The 15,624-nt window shown below is 64.4% G+C and carries 20 protein-coding genes; 17 read left to right on the forward strand and 3 right to left on the reverse strand.

Annotated elements, in window-relative coordinates; genetic code table 11:
* Together ACWC1K_RS25805 and ACWC1K_RS25810 are read left to right on the forward strand one after the other, a co-directional pair.
* Window positions 1–402 carry a hypothetical protein gene (locus tag ACWC1K_RS25805; RefSeq protein WP_450834602.1) on the forward strand — a complete coding sequence of 134 codons (402 nt, stop codon included), beginning with the start codon at window positions 1–3 and terminating at the stop codon, window positions 400–402.
* Between the two features lie 748 nt (window positions 403–1,150).
* Entirely contained in the window at window positions 1,151–1,339 is a 189-nt protein-coding gene (locus tag ACWC1K_RS25810; protein WP_450834603.1) for a DUF397 domain-containing protein, read from the forward strand.
* Between the two features lie 34 nt (window positions 1,340–1,373).
* Here ACWC1K_RS25810 and ACWC1K_RS25815 read toward each other — a convergent pair whose 3' ends face one another.
* Window positions 1,374–2,234: a helix-turn-helix domain-containing protein gene (locus ACWC1K_RS25815; protein WP_450834605.1), complete on the reverse strand. Its 861-nt coding sequence runs from the start codon at window positions 2,232–2,234 to the stop codon at window positions 1,374–1,376.
* 922 nt (window positions 2,235–3,156) lie between these two features.
* On the opposite strand from ACWC1K_RS25815, the gene ACWC1K_RS25820 reads away from it, so the two are divergent.
* The 3 genes from ACWC1K_RS25820 (at window position 3,157) to ACWC1K_RS25830 (ending at window position 6,494) form a co-directional block, all read left to right on the forward strand.
* Entirely contained in the window at window positions 3,157–5,400 is a 2,244-nt protein-coding gene (locus ACWC1K_RS25820; RefSeq protein WP_450834607.1) for an nSTAND3 domain-containing NTPase, read from the forward strand.
* A 75-nt stretch (window positions 5,401–5,475) separates the two neighbouring features.
* Window positions 5,476–5,922 (forward strand): GntR family transcriptional regulator, encoded by a 447-nt coding sequence (locus ACWC1K_RS25825; protein ID WP_450834608.1) that lies wholly within the window; start codon window positions 5,476–5,478, stop codon window positions 5,920–5,922.
* Between the two features lie 11 nt (window positions 5,923–5,933).
* Window positions 5,934–6,494: an HD domain-containing protein gene (locus tag ACWC1K_RS25830; protein WP_450834610.1), complete on the forward strand. Its 561-nt coding sequence runs from the start codon at window positions 5,934–5,936 to the stop codon at window positions 6,492–6,494.
* On the opposite strand, the gene ACWC1K_RS25835 is transcribed toward ACWC1K_RS25830, so the two are convergent.
* Complete coding sequence (locus ACWC1K_RS25835; protein WP_450834612.1) at window positions 6,491–6,964, reverse strand: NUDIX domain-containing protein; 474 nt, start codon at window positions 6,962–6,964, stop codon at window positions 6,491–6,493. The two genes, ACWC1K_RS25830 and ACWC1K_RS25835, sit on opposite strands and share 4 nt — an antisense overlap.
* On the reverse strand, window positions 6,964–7,731 hold the full coding sequence (locus ACWC1K_RS25840; protein WP_388072303.1) for a helix-turn-helix domain-containing protein: 768 nt from the start codon (window positions 7,729–7,731) through the stop codon (window positions 6,964–6,966). The genes ACWC1K_RS25835 and ACWC1K_RS25840 overlap by 1 nt, the downstream gene beginning before the upstream one ends.
* Window positions 7,732–8,328: 597 nt before the next feature.
* Here ACWC1K_RS25840 and ACWC1K_RS25845 point away from each other — a divergent pair.
* From ACWC1K_RS25845 to ACWC1K_RS25900, 12 genes are all read left to right on the forward strand, one after another.
* Window positions 8,329–8,559, forward strand: coding sequence for a hypothetical protein (locus ACWC1K_RS25845; protein ID WP_450834614.1), 231 nt, complete (start codon window positions 8,329–8,331; stop codon window positions 8,557–8,559).
* Window positions 8,560–8,564: 5 nt separating this feature from the next.
* Entirely contained in the window at window positions 8,565–9,014 is a 450-nt protein-coding gene (locus ACWC1K_RS25850; protein ID WP_450834616.1) for a DUF3307 domain-containing protein, read from the forward strand.
* 123 nt (window positions 9,015–9,137) lie between these two features.
* A complete protein-coding gene (locus ACWC1K_RS25855; protein WP_450834618.1) occupies window positions 9,138–9,425 on the forward strand; it encodes a hypothetical protein in 288 nt (95 codons plus the stop codon).
* Window positions 9,422–10,435, forward strand: a complete 1,014-nt coding sequence (locus ACWC1K_RS25860; RefSeq protein WP_450834620.1) for a DUF2637 domain-containing protein — start codon at window positions 9,422–9,424, stop codon at window positions 10,433–10,435. Before ACWC1K_RS25855 ends, ACWC1K_RS25860 begins: the two co-directional genes overlap by 4 nt.
* Window positions 10,432–11,082 (forward strand): GGDEF domain-containing protein, encoded by a 651-nt coding sequence (locus ACWC1K_RS25865; protein ID WP_450834622.1) that lies wholly within the window; start codon window positions 10,432–10,434, stop codon window positions 11,080–11,082. Before ACWC1K_RS25860 ends, ACWC1K_RS25865 begins: the two co-directional genes overlap by 4 nt.
* Window positions 11,082–11,489 carry an RRQRL motif-containing zinc-binding protein gene (locus ACWC1K_RS25870; RefSeq protein WP_450834624.1) on the forward strand — a complete coding sequence of 136 codons (408 nt, stop codon included), beginning with the start codon at window positions 11,082–11,084 and terminating at the stop codon, window positions 11,487–11,489. Before ACWC1K_RS25865 ends, ACWC1K_RS25870 begins: the two co-directional genes overlap by 1 nt.
* Window positions 11,490–11,491: 2 nt before the next feature.
* Complete coding sequence (locus ACWC1K_RS25875) at window positions 11,492–11,809, forward strand: hypothetical protein (protein WP_450834625.1); 318 nt, start codon at window positions 11,492–11,494, stop codon at window positions 11,807–11,809.
* Window positions 11,800–12,042 (forward strand): hypothetical protein, encoded by a 243-nt coding sequence (locus ACWC1K_RS25880; protein ID WP_450834627.1) that lies wholly within the window; start codon window positions 11,800–11,802, stop codon window positions 12,040–12,042. The genes ACWC1K_RS25875 and ACWC1K_RS25880 overlap by 10 nt, the downstream gene beginning before the upstream one ends.
* Window positions 12,043–12,173: 131 nt before the next feature.
* A complete protein-coding gene (locus ACWC1K_RS25885; RefSeq protein WP_450834629.1) occupies window positions 12,174–14,390 on the forward strand; it encodes a cell division protein FtsK in 2,217 nt (738 codons plus the stop codon).
* A gap of 141 nt (window positions 14,391–14,531) precedes the next feature.
* A complete protein-coding gene (locus ACWC1K_RS25890; RefSeq protein ID WP_450834631.1) occupies window positions 14,532–14,813 on the forward strand; it encodes a hypothetical protein in 282 nt (93 codons plus the stop codon).
* A 3-nt stretch (window positions 14,814–14,816) separates the two neighbouring features.
* A complete protein-coding gene (locus tag ACWC1K_RS25895) occupies window positions 14,817–15,005 on the forward strand; it encodes a hypothetical protein (protein WP_228623559.1) in 189 nt (62 codons plus the stop codon).
* 10 nt (window positions 15,006–15,015) lie between these two features.
* On the forward strand, window positions 15,016–15,621 hold the full coding sequence (locus ACWC1K_RS25900) for a hypothetical protein (protein ID WP_450834633.1): 606 nt from the start codon (window positions 15,016–15,018) through the stop codon (window positions 15,619–15,621).
* Window positions 15,622–15,624: the final 3 nt, after the last annotated feature.

Consider the following 15,624-nt stretch of genomic DNA (forward strand, 5'->3'; position numbering starts at 1 on the left):
GTGGCGTCCACCGACCGGCCTGTCCCCATCCCGCCGGTCCTGGTCGCTATCCTCCGCACTCATCTGAAGGAGTTCGGGACCGTCAAAGAAGGGCGCATGTTCGGGAACGACCGCGGGGGAGTGGTCGGCTCCTCCACCTATTGGCGTGTGTGGGAAGAAGCGCGGGAGTATGCGCTCCCGCCGGAGCGCATCGACTCGCCGTTGGCAGGTCGCCCCTACGACCTGCGTCACGCATGTATCACGCGGTGGCTGAACGCTGGGGTGGCCATCGCTGAAGTGGCCCGGCGAGTCGGTAACTCGCCGGAAGTGATCCACCGCCGCTACCACGGCTGTATCGACGGCCACGAGGAAGCCGCCAATGCTCGCATTTCTCTGGCGTTGAAAGAGGATGGCGACGAGTAGCGGAGGTTTCGCGGCCTGATCGCAGAGTCCGGGTGAGGGCTCGCCGTGCGATTGAAGCCCTCACCCGGATGGTATCCGCTACCTCATGAGAACAGGCAGCACTTCACTTACCGGAGGCCCATTATTGCAGCTGTCGCAGCGGCTACTACGGCGATCATCAGGCAAAACCTTGCAGTAAATGCCCAACTCTGCAGCGCCTCAGATACTATTTTCCTCAGCTCCCGATACATTGTCATGCCCCCTTTCAAGTAGGAGCCGAGATATTGCGGGACGCCATGATGGCGTGTGTGATTCTCTCACGGCAATGGTCAACCACGGTAGAGAGCAAAAGGGCGGGTTGCCGCAAATGCCCTTTTAGTGGGGATCTGCGGCAACCCGCTCCTCTGTAACCTGCGGTAGCCGCCGCAGGCTAGAGCTGCCCAGCGACATCAGGCAGCGGATACCTGAGGCTCAGTATGCAACAGCCAGCTTCGGTCCGACAAGAGCAAACCGACACATGTCACAACGCTACCCACCGTCTGAACTGTAGAGCCGAGGAAAGTTCTGTATGGCAATAGCTGATTGACACATGTCGGAGTGACACCCGGCGGTTCCGATGCGCGGGGCGGGAGGAATACAACCGACCGCCGTGTGGTTTGATCCTGTCGAGGGAAGGTAGACCTGCGCCGGTGCAATCGCGCCAGCCCATGTCGCGACATCGTGAGCGTCGGCATGGAAAAGTTGAAGGTCGGAAAGCGAGCGTGACTAAGTGTTTGACAACGAGCTAGTTTGGCGGAAGAGCAGCTTCTGTGGGAATGAGAGCGAGTGTGTAGAGGTTCTCCAACAAGGAGAGTCGGTTATGGTGCGCGATTCCAAAATTCTTCGCGGATCGCTGCTAAACTTGCACGGCAAAACTTGGCGTGACTTCGTTGAGTTCGTCGCTAATGGTGATAAATGACGACTGGCTTGTGCACGCACGTAGATCAATCATCTCATCTTTCTTTGGTGGAGAGATGGAGAATCAATGACAATGAAGACTCTTCGTCCAAAGATTTTTCCAGGATGCCTTCGAAGCACTCTTGGTACCGGGCGAGTAGTTCAAGGTCCTCGCCACCTGTCATGCTTCCAGTGGCGTGCTCCAGGTACAGCAGATCGCCGTCATCTGGAAAACCTAGAAGAACAAAACTGCCCAAGGAACTGTAGTGCGCACCTGCGTTAAATGGGTATACACGTATTGTCACGTTCGGCAGGGCGCCCTTTTCTGCGAGCTCCAGCATTTGATGCCTCATTATCGATGCCCCACCGATTTGGCGACGTAACGCAGCCTCGTCGATTATAAAAGTCTTCTCGATGCAAGAGTCGGAATTGAATAGCCTTTCTTGCCGGGCTATGCGTAAATCGACTGCTCGCGTCGCCCAAATTTCGTTGACTCGGGGCCGCAGGAGTGCCATTGAATAGTCCTGCGTTTGAAGGTGGCCGGGTATAACAATGGGGTGATATGTGTGAATCGATGTTGCTGCACCTTCATATCCGAGATAGGTTCCGAATTGAGGGGCAATGACGTCGGAGTAAGTAGACCACCAGCTATTACCTTTACTCCCCCGTGCTGCCTGCTCCAGCGCCGTGATCAAATGCGTGTCCTGCACTTGATAGAGCTGCAGGAGAGCCCTAAGGTCTGTCACTGATACGCTTACGGTCCCTGTTTCAATGCGGATGATCTTTGACAAAGACCAATCCAGTCTTTCAGCTGCCTCGCGTTGGGTCAGTGCGACAATTTCACGCGCCCTCCTGAGCTCTAGGCGCAGCTTTCGACGGTGCAGGCTCGGGTCGCCCTGATCGCCTTGAGGGGCCATCTTAAGCCTTTCTGTGGATTATTGGACCGCTTTCGTGTAGCTCAATTCGTTTTGCGCAGGTCGCTGATCCATCAAAGAGCGTTCGGGTGCACATGTCTGGTGGTCGGTCAGTAAGATTTTCGTGGCCGCCTTGGCGTCTTGGTCTCCGCGTGATCGAAACTGATCAGGCACTGTCGTGCAATGGTCGACGTCGCAGGCCGCTACGCAAAAAAATTGGCTTGGCCGGTCGGCGAGCAGTCGGTATGCGTGCCTCCTGTCCCTGGTCTACTGGGATGTCATCGGCCGACGGTCCAACTCGCCCATTCTTCCTGCGCCGTGCCCTCTCGCGGAAGGGGACGGGACATTTGTCGCGTCTGGCGCTGCCGCCGACTGCGACCGCGGCCTCCAGTGCCGAGCGGACCAGGCCGCGATCGGCGGTCTGGTCCTGGCCGTCAGGGCGTGTCGGAGGTGTGTCGCGAATGTTGAGAGACAACGAGAGAGAGCGGGAGTCAGTGAGACTGACTCCCGCTCTCTCTTGTCGGCATCCACCCAGGTCAGCGGCTGTTCACGCTGGCTGCTTGGCGAGTGCCCCCGGCAGGATTCGAACCTGCGCACACGGCTCCGGAGGGCATGCCTAGGGCACCCGAGAAACAGGCTCTGACCTGCGCGTTCTCCCTGGCGGGCTCCGTGAAGGGCTCATCTCTATCGCATACCGTGCGCGGAGCGACTTCGGCACGGTGCACGGCACAGGTGCGAGCTGGCAGATTCAGGCTCTGTGTCCGTCGGTGGCTTGGGTTGCCGCGGGAGGTGGTGCCTCTGGTCCCGCAGCCGCCCTGAGCGCAAGTGACTGGTGCGCCCTCCACCGTGGCCAACCATCCCAACATGGGCGCGTGCGCCTACCGAGCAACCGATACTGGAGCACGCACGCCATCGGGGAGGGATCATGGAGACGTTCGATCTGAGCAGGCTGACAGATTTTGACTTTGAGGCTGTCTGTAAGGACATCTTCGAAGAGGAACTTGGCGTGCCGCTCGAACTGTTTTCCGCAGGGGCAGACGCCGGTGTAGATCTGCGTCGATTTCAGATGGGCCGAGGGTCGCTCATCGTGCAATGCAAGCACTGGCATAGGTCAGGGCGAGCAAAGCTAATTGAGCACATCGAAAATACAGAAGCGCCAAAAGTGGCAAAGCTCCAGCCCAGTCGGTACATCCTCGCCACATCAGTGCCACTGACCAAGAGTGCTAAGGATAGACTTTTCGAAGCGCTGAAGCCCTACGTGCAGACGCCAGGAGACATTTACGGGAAAGACGAAATAGATGCCCTACTGAGAAAGCATGATCACCTCGTTCGGAGGCATCTACGCCTTTGGCTTACAAGTGCTTCGGTTCTAAGCTCCCTTCTGGCAAAAAGCGTGGTAACGCGCTCCCAAGAGTTGGCCCGGGAGTTTGACGCTACCCTTCGCACGTACGCAGAGAATCCCAGCTATGCGAGAGCCCTAAGCATCCTGGAAGCTGGCCATGTCTGCGTAATCGCGGGACTTCCAGGAATCGGCAAGACGACACTCTGTCATGTGCTTTGTGCGCACTATATGAGTGCAGGATATGAACTGGTAGAGATCTCTGAGGATGTTGAAGAAGCAAACCAGCTTTGGGATGATGAAGTAAGTCAGGTCTTCTATTATGATGACTTCCTCGGGCAGACGACGCTTGACGAGAAGCTTGGGAAAAATGAGGACAGTCGACTCCTCGCGCTAATGAAGCGGGTCGCGAGCAGCCCTAATAAACGGTTTGTGCTGACGACGCGAGAATACATTTTGGCACAGGCGAGGCAGCGTTATGAGCGGCTGGACAGGCACTCATTCGATATCCAGACCTGTGTGATCGACCTGACTGACTACACGGTTCAAGCGAGAGCTTCCATTCTTTACAACCATGTCTATGACGCGCCTCTGCCTCGGGAAGTAAAGGCGATCTTTGCGAACCCGGACGTCTACCGTCCAATCATCGATCACCCAAACTTCAATCCCCGAATCATCGCGGCTACGCTTGCGTCCGGCCAGCCTGAATTGATTGCGAATGAGATTGTTTCAAACCTCGATGATCCGCATCGGGTCTGGGATCACATCGTTAAGAACCAGCTGAGCGAAACGGATGTCAAGCTCCTCAAGGTACTTCTCTCGTTCATGTCGGACGTGCATCTAGAAGCACTGCAAAGGCTGTGGCTAGAGTATGGGGAGTCCTTGCGGGATCTTCGTAAGGCACTTGGTGTACTTGACGGAACCATGCTGAGGAGTTCCGAGCTGCGTGGGCGCATTTATGTCGGATTCCATAACCCGTCAGTTCGCGACTACCTTGTCAACTACGTCCAAAAAGACATCAGTGAAGTGCTCTCCATGATAAGCCTTGTCCGGAAATTCGAGCAGCTAGAGGCGCTTTGGCTCGTATTTCCCGCATCTGGCGGGGGGCCTATGTCCTTCATTTATAGAGAATGCATCAAAGAACTTGAGGGTGCAGCAGTCGCTGCGTTCGATGCTGAGCCTATGCGTCTGTGGGGATCTATAACAAGGAATGCCGTTCGCCGAGCATGGTTGTTCCTGGAAATGGGTTTGGACCTTCAATCGGACACCCTGCGTCGGATGGCGCTTGAATCTGCGGGAGATGAGGACACCGTACCCAATGCAGAGGACTCCGGGGATGTAATTGCGCTGCTGCAGGTATTGAAGCGTGACGAAAGTGAGGAGGCGCAGACAGTTTTCACGGTATGCGTCTCTTGGGCTGTTGAATGGGCCTTGGGGGATCTCAGTGACTGGAACCTGATCCAGTCGGCAGAAGAAGTATTGCGCGAGCTTGCGGAAGTTGCCCCCGGCCTTGAAACCGAGCAAGCCTTGAATAGGCTTGAGGATGAGCGTGATTCCTACGCCGAAGACGCCTTCGAAGACTGGGCTTCGGATTATCGCGACCCGGTGACCCCGGCGTCTGAAATGAAAGACATAGTCGAACACTATCGCGATCGTGATGACTCCCCGTACTTCGACGGCCGGGATGCAACAGTAGAGCGCCTAGATGAATACGATGCGGCGCACCAAGGGCCTTCTCTGTATAGTCGCGGTTCGCAAAATGGTTGGAGTCGGAAGTCGTACAACGAAGTACAGGAAATGATGCAGACGCTTAGGGCGCAAGCTGACTAACCAACACATTGACCGGTAAGGAAGGGTTCCATGAGAGGCTATGAGCAGGTCGAGACATATCGGTGAGGAGGACGCGTGCCGCAGGCGAGTCCGCGAGGTACGTACTTGCAGGTGTCTGAGTCTCTACGTCAGCGGATCGGGTCGGGGGATGTTGGGGAGGCCTTGCCGTCGGAGGCGGCCTTGATGCGCTCACACGGCGTGTCCCGCAACACCATCCGCCGCGCGCTCAAGGTGCTGGAAGCCGATGGTGTAGTTGAGGCCGTACCCGGTATCGGATGGCGAGTCGTCCGAGGTGACGATCGGCGATCTCTCGCAGAGCGGATGAATGATCTGTTCTCGGAGGACTCGCTTTCAGTGGGCGACACGTACCCGTCTGAGGCGAAACTCTGCGTACGGTTCGGTGCCTCCCGTACCGCTGTGCGTCGTGTCCTTGCCCAGATGGAGGGCAATGGCCTAATCGTCACCGTTCACGGTAAGGGGCGGACCGTACGTGCTCTCCCAACCCCCACCGGCCGGCCGTAGTCTTGGCCGTCATGGGACTGACTGAGTGGGCGTACTCACTCTCCGAATCGCTGCTGTCCGATCCGCTCCCGCGCCGGTGGGCGCACTCGTTGGGGGTCGCCAAGCGCGCTCGCTCCTTGGGCCCGATCATGGGCGACGATGCCGAGTTGCTGGAAGCCGCCGCAGTGCTGCATGACATCGGGTACTCGCCGGCCATCGCCACGACCGGCTTTCACCCGTTGGACGGTGCACGTTTCCTTCGAGACCAGGAAAGGGCGGACGAGCGGGTCGTTCGTCTCGTGGCTCACCACTCTTGCGCCCTGCTAGAAGCCGAGGAGCGCGGACTGAGGCATGAGCTTGAGGGGGAATTCGAGCTAGAGCGTCCGGACCTGGTCGACGCCCTGCTGTTCTGTGACATGACGACGACGCCTGACGGGACTGAGACCACGCCAGCCGAGCGGCTGGACGAGATCGTCAAGCGGTACGGTCCGGACACGATCGTCGGGCGGTTCATTCAACGCGCGGCTCCCGAGATCCATGCAGCGTCGGAACGTGTTGAGGGACGGTTGGCGCAGGTCCCTGCCGACGGTTAGCCGATGTAGGGCTCTCGCCGAGAGTCGTCGAGACCATGCCGGATGCGCAGCATCATCGATGGGTGGATGTCGAGTCCGTCGAGGTCCGCTGGGTCAACCCAGCGGACCTCTTTTGACTCGCTGCTCGTGCGCAGGAAACCGCCAATGGGGTGGGCTCGGAAGCAGATGGAGAACTGTTGCCGGACCTCTCCGTCGTCGTACGCCAGCACGTGTTCAGGGTCGGTGTAGAGGCCCACAATGCTGTCTACCTCAACGTCAACGCCGGTCTCTTCCGCTACCTCACGGACGACGGTGTCACCTACGCGCTCGCCGATGTCGTGGCCACCGCCGGGCAGTGCCCACAGGTCGTTGTCTGTCTTGTGGATGAGCAGCAACCGCCCCGCGTCGTCTCGGACGACCGCGGTGACCGAGGGCACAACCGAGTTGGCCTGAGGGGCGTTTGGGTCGCGGAAGTAGTCGATGCGGCTCATCAGGCAGTGCCTTCCCAATCGGCAGGTGAAGAGATCGGACGGGCCGATTCCCAGACCTTCTCAACGCTCTCAGCGTAGGCGTCAAATAGTTCACCGCCCGGCACCCGTCGCAGGTGCAGCACGGGTGCCATGTAGGCGCCGACGCCGTAGAGGTGCCCGTTCGCCAGCATCTCGTCATCGGCTCGGTAGATGGAGTTGTACAGGGTCGTACCGTGCAACCGAAACTCCACACCCGGAAGGCCGAAGAGCGGGCCGTAGTTGATGAGGGCGTTCCGGATCTTGCCCGCCATCGCGGCACCGATCCCTTCATCCTCGCCGCGTACCGCCACGGCAGGTGACGTGGGCTCTCCCAGGATGAACCGGATGGGCACTCCGTCGGCTGATTTCTCTTTCACGATGCGGTGGAATGACGCGTCTTCCGTGAGCCAGAACCCGGAGTACACCAACAGGTCAAACTGACGGGTCGCCTTGGAGTAGAGGTTGGTCCAGAGGGTCTGCATCACGACGGACCGGTGTGGATAGAGCCTGACCAACTCTGCGTTGCCGGCGGCCGCGACCTCAGCTGACGTGCGCTCGTCCGGCCACAGGTACGACACCTCACACCTCAACAGCGATGCTGTTGCGAACTGGAAGCGGCGGTATGGCTTGCGCTCAGGTTCGTTGATCCATCGCTCGACCGTCTTGGCCGCGACCCCGAGTCGTTCGGCAACCTCATCGAGCGTCAGGCCCAAGTCCACTATCGCGCCACGCAGTCGCTCGTTCGCCATGCCAACCTCCGAGTTCCTGGGACGACTTGGTTCGACTTCACGGTAGCTAAGGACGACCTGAGTCGCGCAACCGCGAAGTCGAACGTCGTCGCTGCCGACGCCAGTCTGTAGGTACATCGAGCGCGAGGGGATCGAAGACCTCCAACGGCCGAAGGGCTTGACGGGGCGTATCTCTCTCTGCAAGATGAGGAACAGGTAATACATGTTCCTCTCGCTCGGATCGCGTCAGCGGACCGAGCGGGTGCATGACCAGGAGCCCCGCGTTGGACGGGGGGAGGCGACCCGGCGCCTTGGCATTAACCGGAGGGCTTAGACCGAAAGGTCATGTCTCCATACGCCTACTTCGAGGCCGGACAGCTCTACCTGACACGGGAGCGCGGTCGCGATGAAGGAGACACAACGCACCACCTCATCTCACCGCCGCGCTCTCGCACGGCGGCCGGTTGCCTCCGCTGCTCGTCTCGTACGAGCAGCGCTGAGGGGAGCCGGGATCGTCTCGGACATCTGACCCCACCGCTCCGCCCTCTGAGGCGGTCGCCTCTCGCCAAGGACCGCGACCGCCCCGGCTTCACGTCCCTCGACAACAGGAGAAGATCTGTGAATCAGCGCGACCTCGACAACATCGCCCACCGCATCGGGTCGGCCGCGATGGACTTCGCCACCGGCCACCGGCCGACCGCTGCTCAGGTGGCCGACGCAGCCGCGATCCTGCACGGCATGCTTCAGGCGGCCGAGACCTACGGCGTGACGTTCGAGCACTTCGACGGTGTCGCCGACTTCCCGCGCATGGCCATCCAGCTCATCCAGCTGCGCGACGAGAGCCGGTGACCGCCATGGACGCTGCCACCTTCGCCGCCGTGTTCATCGCCCTGTATGTCGCCCACAGCGTGGGGGACCACTGGGTGCAGAGCTCCCACCAGGCCGCGCACAAGGGCCGCCCCGGCTGGGTCGGCCGTCTCGCCGACGCCCGGCACGTCGCCACCCTGACCATCACCAAGGTCGCCGTCCTGCTGCCGGTCGTCTGGCTGCTTCACCTGCACCTGTCCGCGCTCGCCATCCTCTCCGGACTCGGCATCGACGCCGTCACGCACTGGTGGGCCGACCGCCGCACCACGCTGGCGTGGCTGGCCAAGGTGACCGGCAAGGGCGAGTTCTACCGGCTCGGCACCCCGCGCGCCGGCCGCGACGACAACCCGCACATCGGTACCGGCGCGTACGCGCTTGACCAGTCCTTCCACCACCTGTGGTTGCTGGTCGCCGCGCTCATCATCGCCACCGTCTGACCCTCCCCGCTCCGTGCACCACCCCGTTCGCGTCTGCGGTGCGGGTCTTGTCTTTCCGGGGTGGTCGCCTCTCGCCAAGGACCGCGACCGCCCCGGCATCCCTTCGATGTCAGGAGAACTGCCATGCGTACGTACATCGGCCGCCAACAGGCCATCTCTACCGAGGACTTCGCGGAACTGGCGCTCGGTACCCCCGTTGAGCTGTGGCTTGGGGTCGCGGGCGAGACGGACGAAGAGCGCGCCGCCCGCGAGGACGCGGCGCGCGACATCCTCGCCGACAACCCTGAGCTTCCCGACGACCTGGTCCGCATCGCCGCGCAGGTCATCGAGGAGAACCCGGACCTGTTCGACGTCGTCCCCCTGGTCCGTCCCGCCCGCCGGCGCACGGCGCGCAAGGGGGTTGCTGCATGACCACCACTCCCGTCCCCGAGGCGCCCGCGTCCGGGGTGCCGCCGCTGACCCGCCCGGAGCTGGGCCTTGCCGGAGTCGGCGCGTTCGCTGCCGCCGCGGTCGGTGCACTGGGTCTGATTTCCTCCTTCGATGCGGTGTCCGCCGCCGCGGTGAGCTGGGGTTTCCACTCGCCGTGGATGCTGCCGGTCGGTATCGACGTGGCCATTCCGGTGTTCACCGTGGCCAACCTGCTGCTGATCCGGATGGATATGGCGTTGGCGTGGGTGCGGTTCGTGCCCTGGGTGCTCACGCTGATCACGTGCGGGCTGAACATCGCGGCCGGACGCTCTCTGTCGGCGAAGGTCGCGCACGGCACGATGCCGCTGCTGTGGGTGGTGTTCTCCGAGATCGGAGCGCACATCTACGCCGTGCGGATCGGCGCGGCCACCGGTCGCCGGATGGAGAAGATCCGGTTCTCGCGTTGGCTGCTCGCCTTCCCTTCCACGTTCGCGCTGTGGCGTCGCATGACGCTGTGGGAGGTCACCTCCTACAGCGAGGCGCTGGCGCGGGAGAAGGAACGGCAGTTGGCCCGTGCGGACCTGCGTGAGCAGTACGGCCGCAAGTGGCGTTCCAAGACCCCGCGGCGCGAACGCGTGATGCTGCGCATGGGCGACCTCGCCCCCTCCCCCTCCACCGAAGAGCCCACCCCCATGCTGCCCCCGGCGGACACGCCGGCACCCCCCGTCGCCCCCAAGCCGCGCCCGCGGCGGCAGCCCGCCGCCAAGGCGAAGGCGAAGGCGCAGCGCACCTTCGAGGAGCTGCTGACCGAGGCGCGCACGGTCACCGCGGAATGGAAGGACGCGGAGCTGACCGCGGACCGCATCCGGACCGCGGTGCACGTCTCGCAGGCCAACGCCCGTGCGCTGCGCGATGCGTTGAAGGCCGAGCGCGCCGACGGCCGCCCGCTGCACCCCGTGGACGCTCCCGACGCCACGGCGTCCGGCGATGACACAGAGGCGGTGGCCGCGTGAACACCCTGGCCACGGTCCTGCTGTCTGCGCTGCCCCTGGCCGCCGGGTGGGCAGTCCACGTGTGGTGGCTGCGCGCCTGCCTGAACACCGCCCGGCGTGACCCGCTCACCGGATTACGCACCCGCGACGGCTTCACCCGCCGCGCCACCGCCCTGCTCAAGGACCCGCGCGCGGTCGTGGTACTGGCCGACGTCGACAAGTTCAAGCACATCAACGACACCCACGGGCACGCCGCCGGGGACGCGCTGTTGAAGGCGACCGCCGACCGGCTCGCCCACCACGTCGGCCGCTCTGGGGTTGCGGGCAGGCTCGGGGGCGATGAGTTCGCCGCCGTCCTGATCGACGACCACGGCACCGCCGCGGACATGCTCACGGTGCTGCACGGCGTGCTTGCCCGGCCGGTCGACGGCCAGGACCCCGCCGTCCGCACGACCGTCTGGCTCGGCTGGGTGCGCGCTGCGGACTTCCCCGCCGACGACCTGTCCGGTCTGCTGCGGCGGGCGGATGAGGCGATGTACGCGGCCAAGCAGGGCCGCGCCGGAACCCGCCGCGCGGGGCTCGGGCGGCTGTTCGCCACCGTCACCGGACGACGCGCCGGCCGAACCGGCGCCCGCACGGACGCCCCGGTCGTGGGGGTGGCTGCCTGATGGCCGCGTACGGCAAGTGCTTCGACCCGTCCGGCGCCCGGTTTGGAGTCCCTACGTTCCCCTGGAAGTTCGCCCCGGACGGCTACGCCACCCGCCGCCAGCTGCGCGCCCGCGGCCTGCGGCCCGGCGGTCAGCCGGTCGCCGCGCAGGTGATGCGCCAGCACCGGGGCCGCAAGGCAGGGGTGCAGGTCGCCTACCTGTACCGCGAGGACCTGGCCAAGCCGGTCCGGCCGATGACGTCGCGCAAGTGGGGCGCGCTCGCGCTGGCGATGCTGGCCCGCCGTACCTGCCCCAAGTGCCGGGTCGTCTACGGCTACTGCCTGCCGACGTCGCTCGGCATGTGCGTGCTGTGCGCCTACCCCGACACCGCTACTTCCGCCAACCACTTTTCCATGAAGGGAAGTTGACCATGGCTAAGCCCAACACCAGCGGCCTGGACCGCGAGATCCGGCAGACAGAACGCAAGATCAAAGCGGTGCAGAAAGAGGAGATGTGGCCGCTGACCGGTGCGGAGCGCCGCAAGGTCAGGGGCGCCCTGGTGGGCGGCTCCTATCGGGTGCTGCGCGGCAAGAGCACCGCGCGCGCCGAACGCGCCCTGGAAGAGGCATGGAACACCGTCAACGCTCGGCTGAGCAGCGAACTGGCCGCGCTGCAGAAGGAGCGACAGCGGATCGTGGACGAGGCCGCCGCCGCGAAGGCCGCCAAGAAGTCTTCGGGGTGGTTTTGATGTTCCAGGCCGGTGACATCGTCCAAGTCGTCTCCTGCGAGGAGCGCCGGTTGGTCGGCAAGCGCGGCCACATCATCGACGAGGCGCCGCCGTTCAACGGCGTCTGGTCGGTGCACGGTCTGCCCGGCATCCTGACCGCCAACTCGCGCGGCTTCTACGCCCATGAGCTGCGCAAGGTCGGCCACGACCCCAGCAAGGCGCCCAAGCGCAAGAGGGCGTCCCGCTGGTGGTGACCGCGCCGCCGCCCGGCGCCCGCACCTGCGTCTGATCTCCCCGCAACGATCCGGCGGGGCCGGTCCGCTCACCTCCTACAGCGACGGACCGGCCCCGCCATTCCTCACACCCGGAAGTGGAAGGACTCTCAGTGAACCAGCCCGACGACAACGAACTGTTCAACCGGCTCGAAGCCGAGATGAATGCCGACTCCCGCCCCGACTTGGGGGGCGAGGTAGTCGACCTCGACAAGGCCCGATCCGCCCGCACCGGGTCGGCCGCACCGACCCCCGACCCGGTACCCGACTCCCGCCCGACCGAGTCGGCCGACTTGGACGATGAGGAGTCGGCCGACTCGGTTGCCCGACCGGTCGACCGGCCCGACCTTCCGGCGCCGGGTATCACCACCTATAAGCGTCGGCCGATCCTGCCGACGTGGCTGACCTCCAAGCCTGGGTTCGTGGCCACCACGCAGCGGGCGGCAAGCAACGCCTTCTACGCCACCGCCTTCCACGGCATCCGCACCCCCTGGTACGCCCTCCAGCTCACGCTCAACGCGCCGCGCGGTGCGGCCCGTTTCGTGCGGGATACCAACCGGTGGGTGTGGGATGCGGAGGGTGCCCCGCTGCGCGAGTACGAGGTGCGCAGGGAGAACACCGCCGAGTACCTGAAGCTGTCGCGGCAGCGGGACGGACGGGTGCGGCTGCGGGTGCTGGTCACCACGCTGGCGCTGGTCTTCGGCGCCGCGTTCGCGCTGACCCTGTACGTCATGGCCCCTGGCTGGCTGGGGGTGCTGGCCTGCGCCGCGGTGCTGGCGTGCGGGTTCTGGGGTTCCCCGCAGGATCATCCCGTGATCGGGCCCGCGGTGCTGAAGACCGAGATCCAGAAGCTCACCGGTCCGATCGTGCTGCGCGCGCTGGACAACATCGGCAACCCGAAGCTGACCGCCGCCATCAAGAAGGGCGGCGACATGAACGGGATGCGCTTCACCTCCGAGATCACCCGCGATGGTCCCGGCTACCGCGCCGACTTGGACCTTCCCTGGGGGGTGACCCCGGAGGACATCATGGAGGCCCGCAAGCCGCTCGCCTCCGGGCTGCGCCGCAAGGTCGGTTGCGTGTGGCCGTCGGCCGACCCGACCGAGCACGAGGGGCGGCTGATCCTGTGGGTGGGCGACAAGCCCATGAACGAGACCACCAAGCCCGCCTGGCCGCTGCTGAAGTCGGGCAGCGTGGACCTGTTCAGGCCGGTCGTGTTCGGCAACGACCAGCGCATGGGCGACGTGTCCGTGACGTTGATGTTCGCCTCGGTCGTCGTCGGCTCCATCCCGCGCATGGGCAAGACGTTCCTGATGCGGCTGTTCCTGCTCATCGCCGCACTGGACCCGCGCGCCGCGCTGTACGCGTTCGACTTCAAGGGCACCGGCGACTTCGGCGCCCTGGAGCCGGTCTGCCACCGCTACCGGGCCGGAGACGAGGACGAAGACATCCTCTACGTCCTCGAATCGCTGCGGGAGCTGCGGGCGGAGCTGCGCCGGCGGGCGAAGGTCATCAAGTCCCTGCCGCGCTCCCGCTGCCCCGAGTCGAAGGTCACCCCGGAGCTGGCCAACGACAAGGCGCTCGGTCTGCACCCGATCGTCGCCGGATTCGATGAGTGTCAGGTGCCGTTCGAGCATGAGAAGTACGGCGCGGAAATCGAGGAAATCGCCACTGACCTGGGCAAGCGCGGTCCGGCGCTGGGCATGGTGACGCTGTTCGGCACGCAGCGCCCGGACGCGAAGTCGCTGCCCACCGGCATCTCAGCCAACGCCGTGCTGCGGTTCTGCCTGAAGGTCATGGGGCAGCCCGCCAACGACATGGTGCTCGGTACGTCGATGTACAAGGCCGGATACCGGGCCACCATGTTCTCCCGCTCCGACCGCGGCATTTGCTGGATGGCCGGTGAGGGCGACGACCCCCGCATCGTCGCGTCCGCGTTCGTCGACGCGGTCGGAGCCGAACAGGTGGTCGCCCGCGCCCGCCAGATGCGCGAGGCCTACGGCAACATCACTGGCCACGCCATCGGCGAGAGCCCCGAGAGCGGTGAGCCCGCCTTCGACCTGCTCGCCGACATCCTCAGGGTCGTGCCGGCCGATGAGGACAAGGTGTGGAACGAGAAGGTGGCCGCCCGCCTGGCCACGCTGCGGCCGGAGATCTACGGCGGCTGGAAAGCCGAGACGGTGACCACGAACCTGCGCCCGCACGGCATCACCGCGCAGGACGTGTGGGGCACCACCGACAAGGGCAAAGGCACCACCCGCCGCGGCATCGCCCGCGCCGACATCACCACCGCCATCACCCAGCGTGACGGAAAGCGGTCCGGGGGCTGACCCCGTATGGGTGCTAGGTCTAGCAGCCTCCGTTGCTAGACCTAGCACCCCCACTAGCACCCCATACCGGCTCTGATCAGCAACCTCGCACCTAGCACCCGACCTGCGAGAACGCCGGAAATCCCGCCTGGAAGGCACCCCATGCCCCCCCTTCTCCTTGCTGGCGCCTGCCTGCTCGCAGTCACTCTCGGTTACGTGAGTCTGTGCCGGGCGAGCCCGTACGGCGACTGCCGCAAGTGCCGCGGCTTCGGCTTCGCGATGAAGACCGACCGCAAGGGCCGCATGAAGCGCGGCAAGGACTGCCGCCGCTGCAAGGGCCTCGGCAAGCGCATACGCGTCGGCCGCCACCTCTACAACCTCTGGCTGCACGTCTACCGCGACGGCAGCGACACCCCCGCCAAGACACCTCCTGCGAAGGGATAACCGATGGCCGTCACCGTCTCCCTGGTCGCCCTGTTCGGCCTGGTCCTGTTCTTCCTGCTGCGCTCCAACAGCCTCGGCTACGGCTCCGCGTTCGTCGCCGTGATGTTCGGCTTCTACCTCGCCTCCACCGGCGCCTCCGAGCCGGTGAACGAGCTGACCGCCGCCGTCGTCCACGCCCTTAGCAAGATCTAGGAGACCAGCCATGAACGAACCCATCGTCGCCCGGCACTGGCTGGCCATCGCTGCGCCCAAGGCCGCACCCGCCATCGCCACAACGACCGTGCTCGCGCTGGCCCGCATCTGGAACGCCAACGGCGCCGAACACTCCGTCGGCAACGCCGCGCTGATGACCGTCCTGTCCGCCGGGGCCGCCGCCGCGGGCGTGGCCGCGGGCAGCCACACCGGAGACAGCACCCTCGTCGGAACCGCGTTCGCCGCCTCCGGCGCGCTCGCCTTCGCAGGCGTGGCCGGATACGCCGACGGACTGCCGCTGCCCCTGCTGCTGTGGTCCCTGGCCACCGCCGGCGCCTACGGGCTCGCCGCCCGCTACTGGCGCACCGACCGCCGCGAGACCGTCGCCCATGAGCGGGACATGACCGAGCGGCGCGAGGAACACGCCCACATCGAGCGCGTCGAGGCCCTGCGCGCCACGACACAGATCGAGGTGGCCCGCGCCGGTACCGCCTATGCCGAACAGCTCGCCCAGGCACTCGTCACCCGCGCCACGCTGCCCGGCTTCGACCCTCGGGCCGTCGAGTCCGCGGGTCTGCCGCACCTGCCCGCCATTGAGACCAGCAAGGAGCAGTAGGCC

Source organism: Streptomyces sp. NPDC001492 (genome assembly GCF_053597275.1).

Coding starts and splice junctions, on each gene's coding strand:
- ACWC1K_RS25815 (WP_450834605.1), bottom strand. CDS start 2,234: ATGGCCCCTCAAGGCGATCAGGGCGACCCGAGCCTGCACCGTCGAAAG.
- ACWC1K_RS25820 (WP_450834607.1), top strand. CDS start 3,157: ATGGAGACGTTCGATCTGAGCAGGCTGACAGATTTTGACTTTGAGGCT.
- ACWC1K_RS25830 (WP_450834610.1), top strand. CDS start 5,934: ATGGGACTGACTGAGTGGGCGTACTCACTCTCCGAATCGCTGCTGTCC.
- ACWC1K_RS25835 (WP_450834612.1), bottom strand. CDS start 6,964: ATGAGCCGCATCGACTACTTCCGCGACCCAAACGCCCCTCAGGCCAAC.
- ACWC1K_RS25840 (WP_388072303.1), bottom strand. CDS start 7,731: ATGGCGAACGAGCGACTGCGTGGCGCGATAGTGGACTTGGGCCTGACG.
- ACWC1K_RS25850 (WP_450834616.1), top strand. CDS start 8,565: ATGGACGCTGCCACCTTCGCCGCCGTGTTCATCGCCCTGTATGTCGCC.
- ACWC1K_RS25855 (WP_450834618.1), top strand. CDS start 9,138: ATGCGTACGTACATCGGCCGCCAACAGGCCATCTCTACCGAGGACTTC.
- ACWC1K_RS25860 (WP_450834620.1), top strand. CDS start 9,422: ATGACCACCACTCCCGTCCCCGAGGCGCCCGCGTCCGGGGTGCCGCCG.
- ACWC1K_RS25870 (WP_450834624.1), top strand. CDS start 11,082: ATGGCCGCGTACGGCAAGTGCTTCGACCCGTCCGGCGCCCGGTTTGGA.
- ACWC1K_RS25875 (WP_450834625.1), top strand. CDS start 11,492: ATGGCTAAGCCCAACACCAGCGGCCTGGACCGCGAGATCCGGCAGACA.
- ACWC1K_RS25890 (WP_450834631.1), top strand. CDS start 14,532: ATGCCCCCCCTTCTCCTTGCTGGCGCCTGCCTGCTCGCAGTCACTCTC.
- ACWC1K_RS25895 (WP_228623559.1), top strand. CDS start 14,817: ATGGCCGTCACCGTCTCCCTGGTCGCCCTGTTCGGCCTGGTCCTGTTC.
- ACWC1K_RS25900 (WP_450834633.1), top strand. CDS start 15,016: ATGAACGAACCCATCGTCGCCCGGCACTGGCTGGCCATCGCTGCGCCC.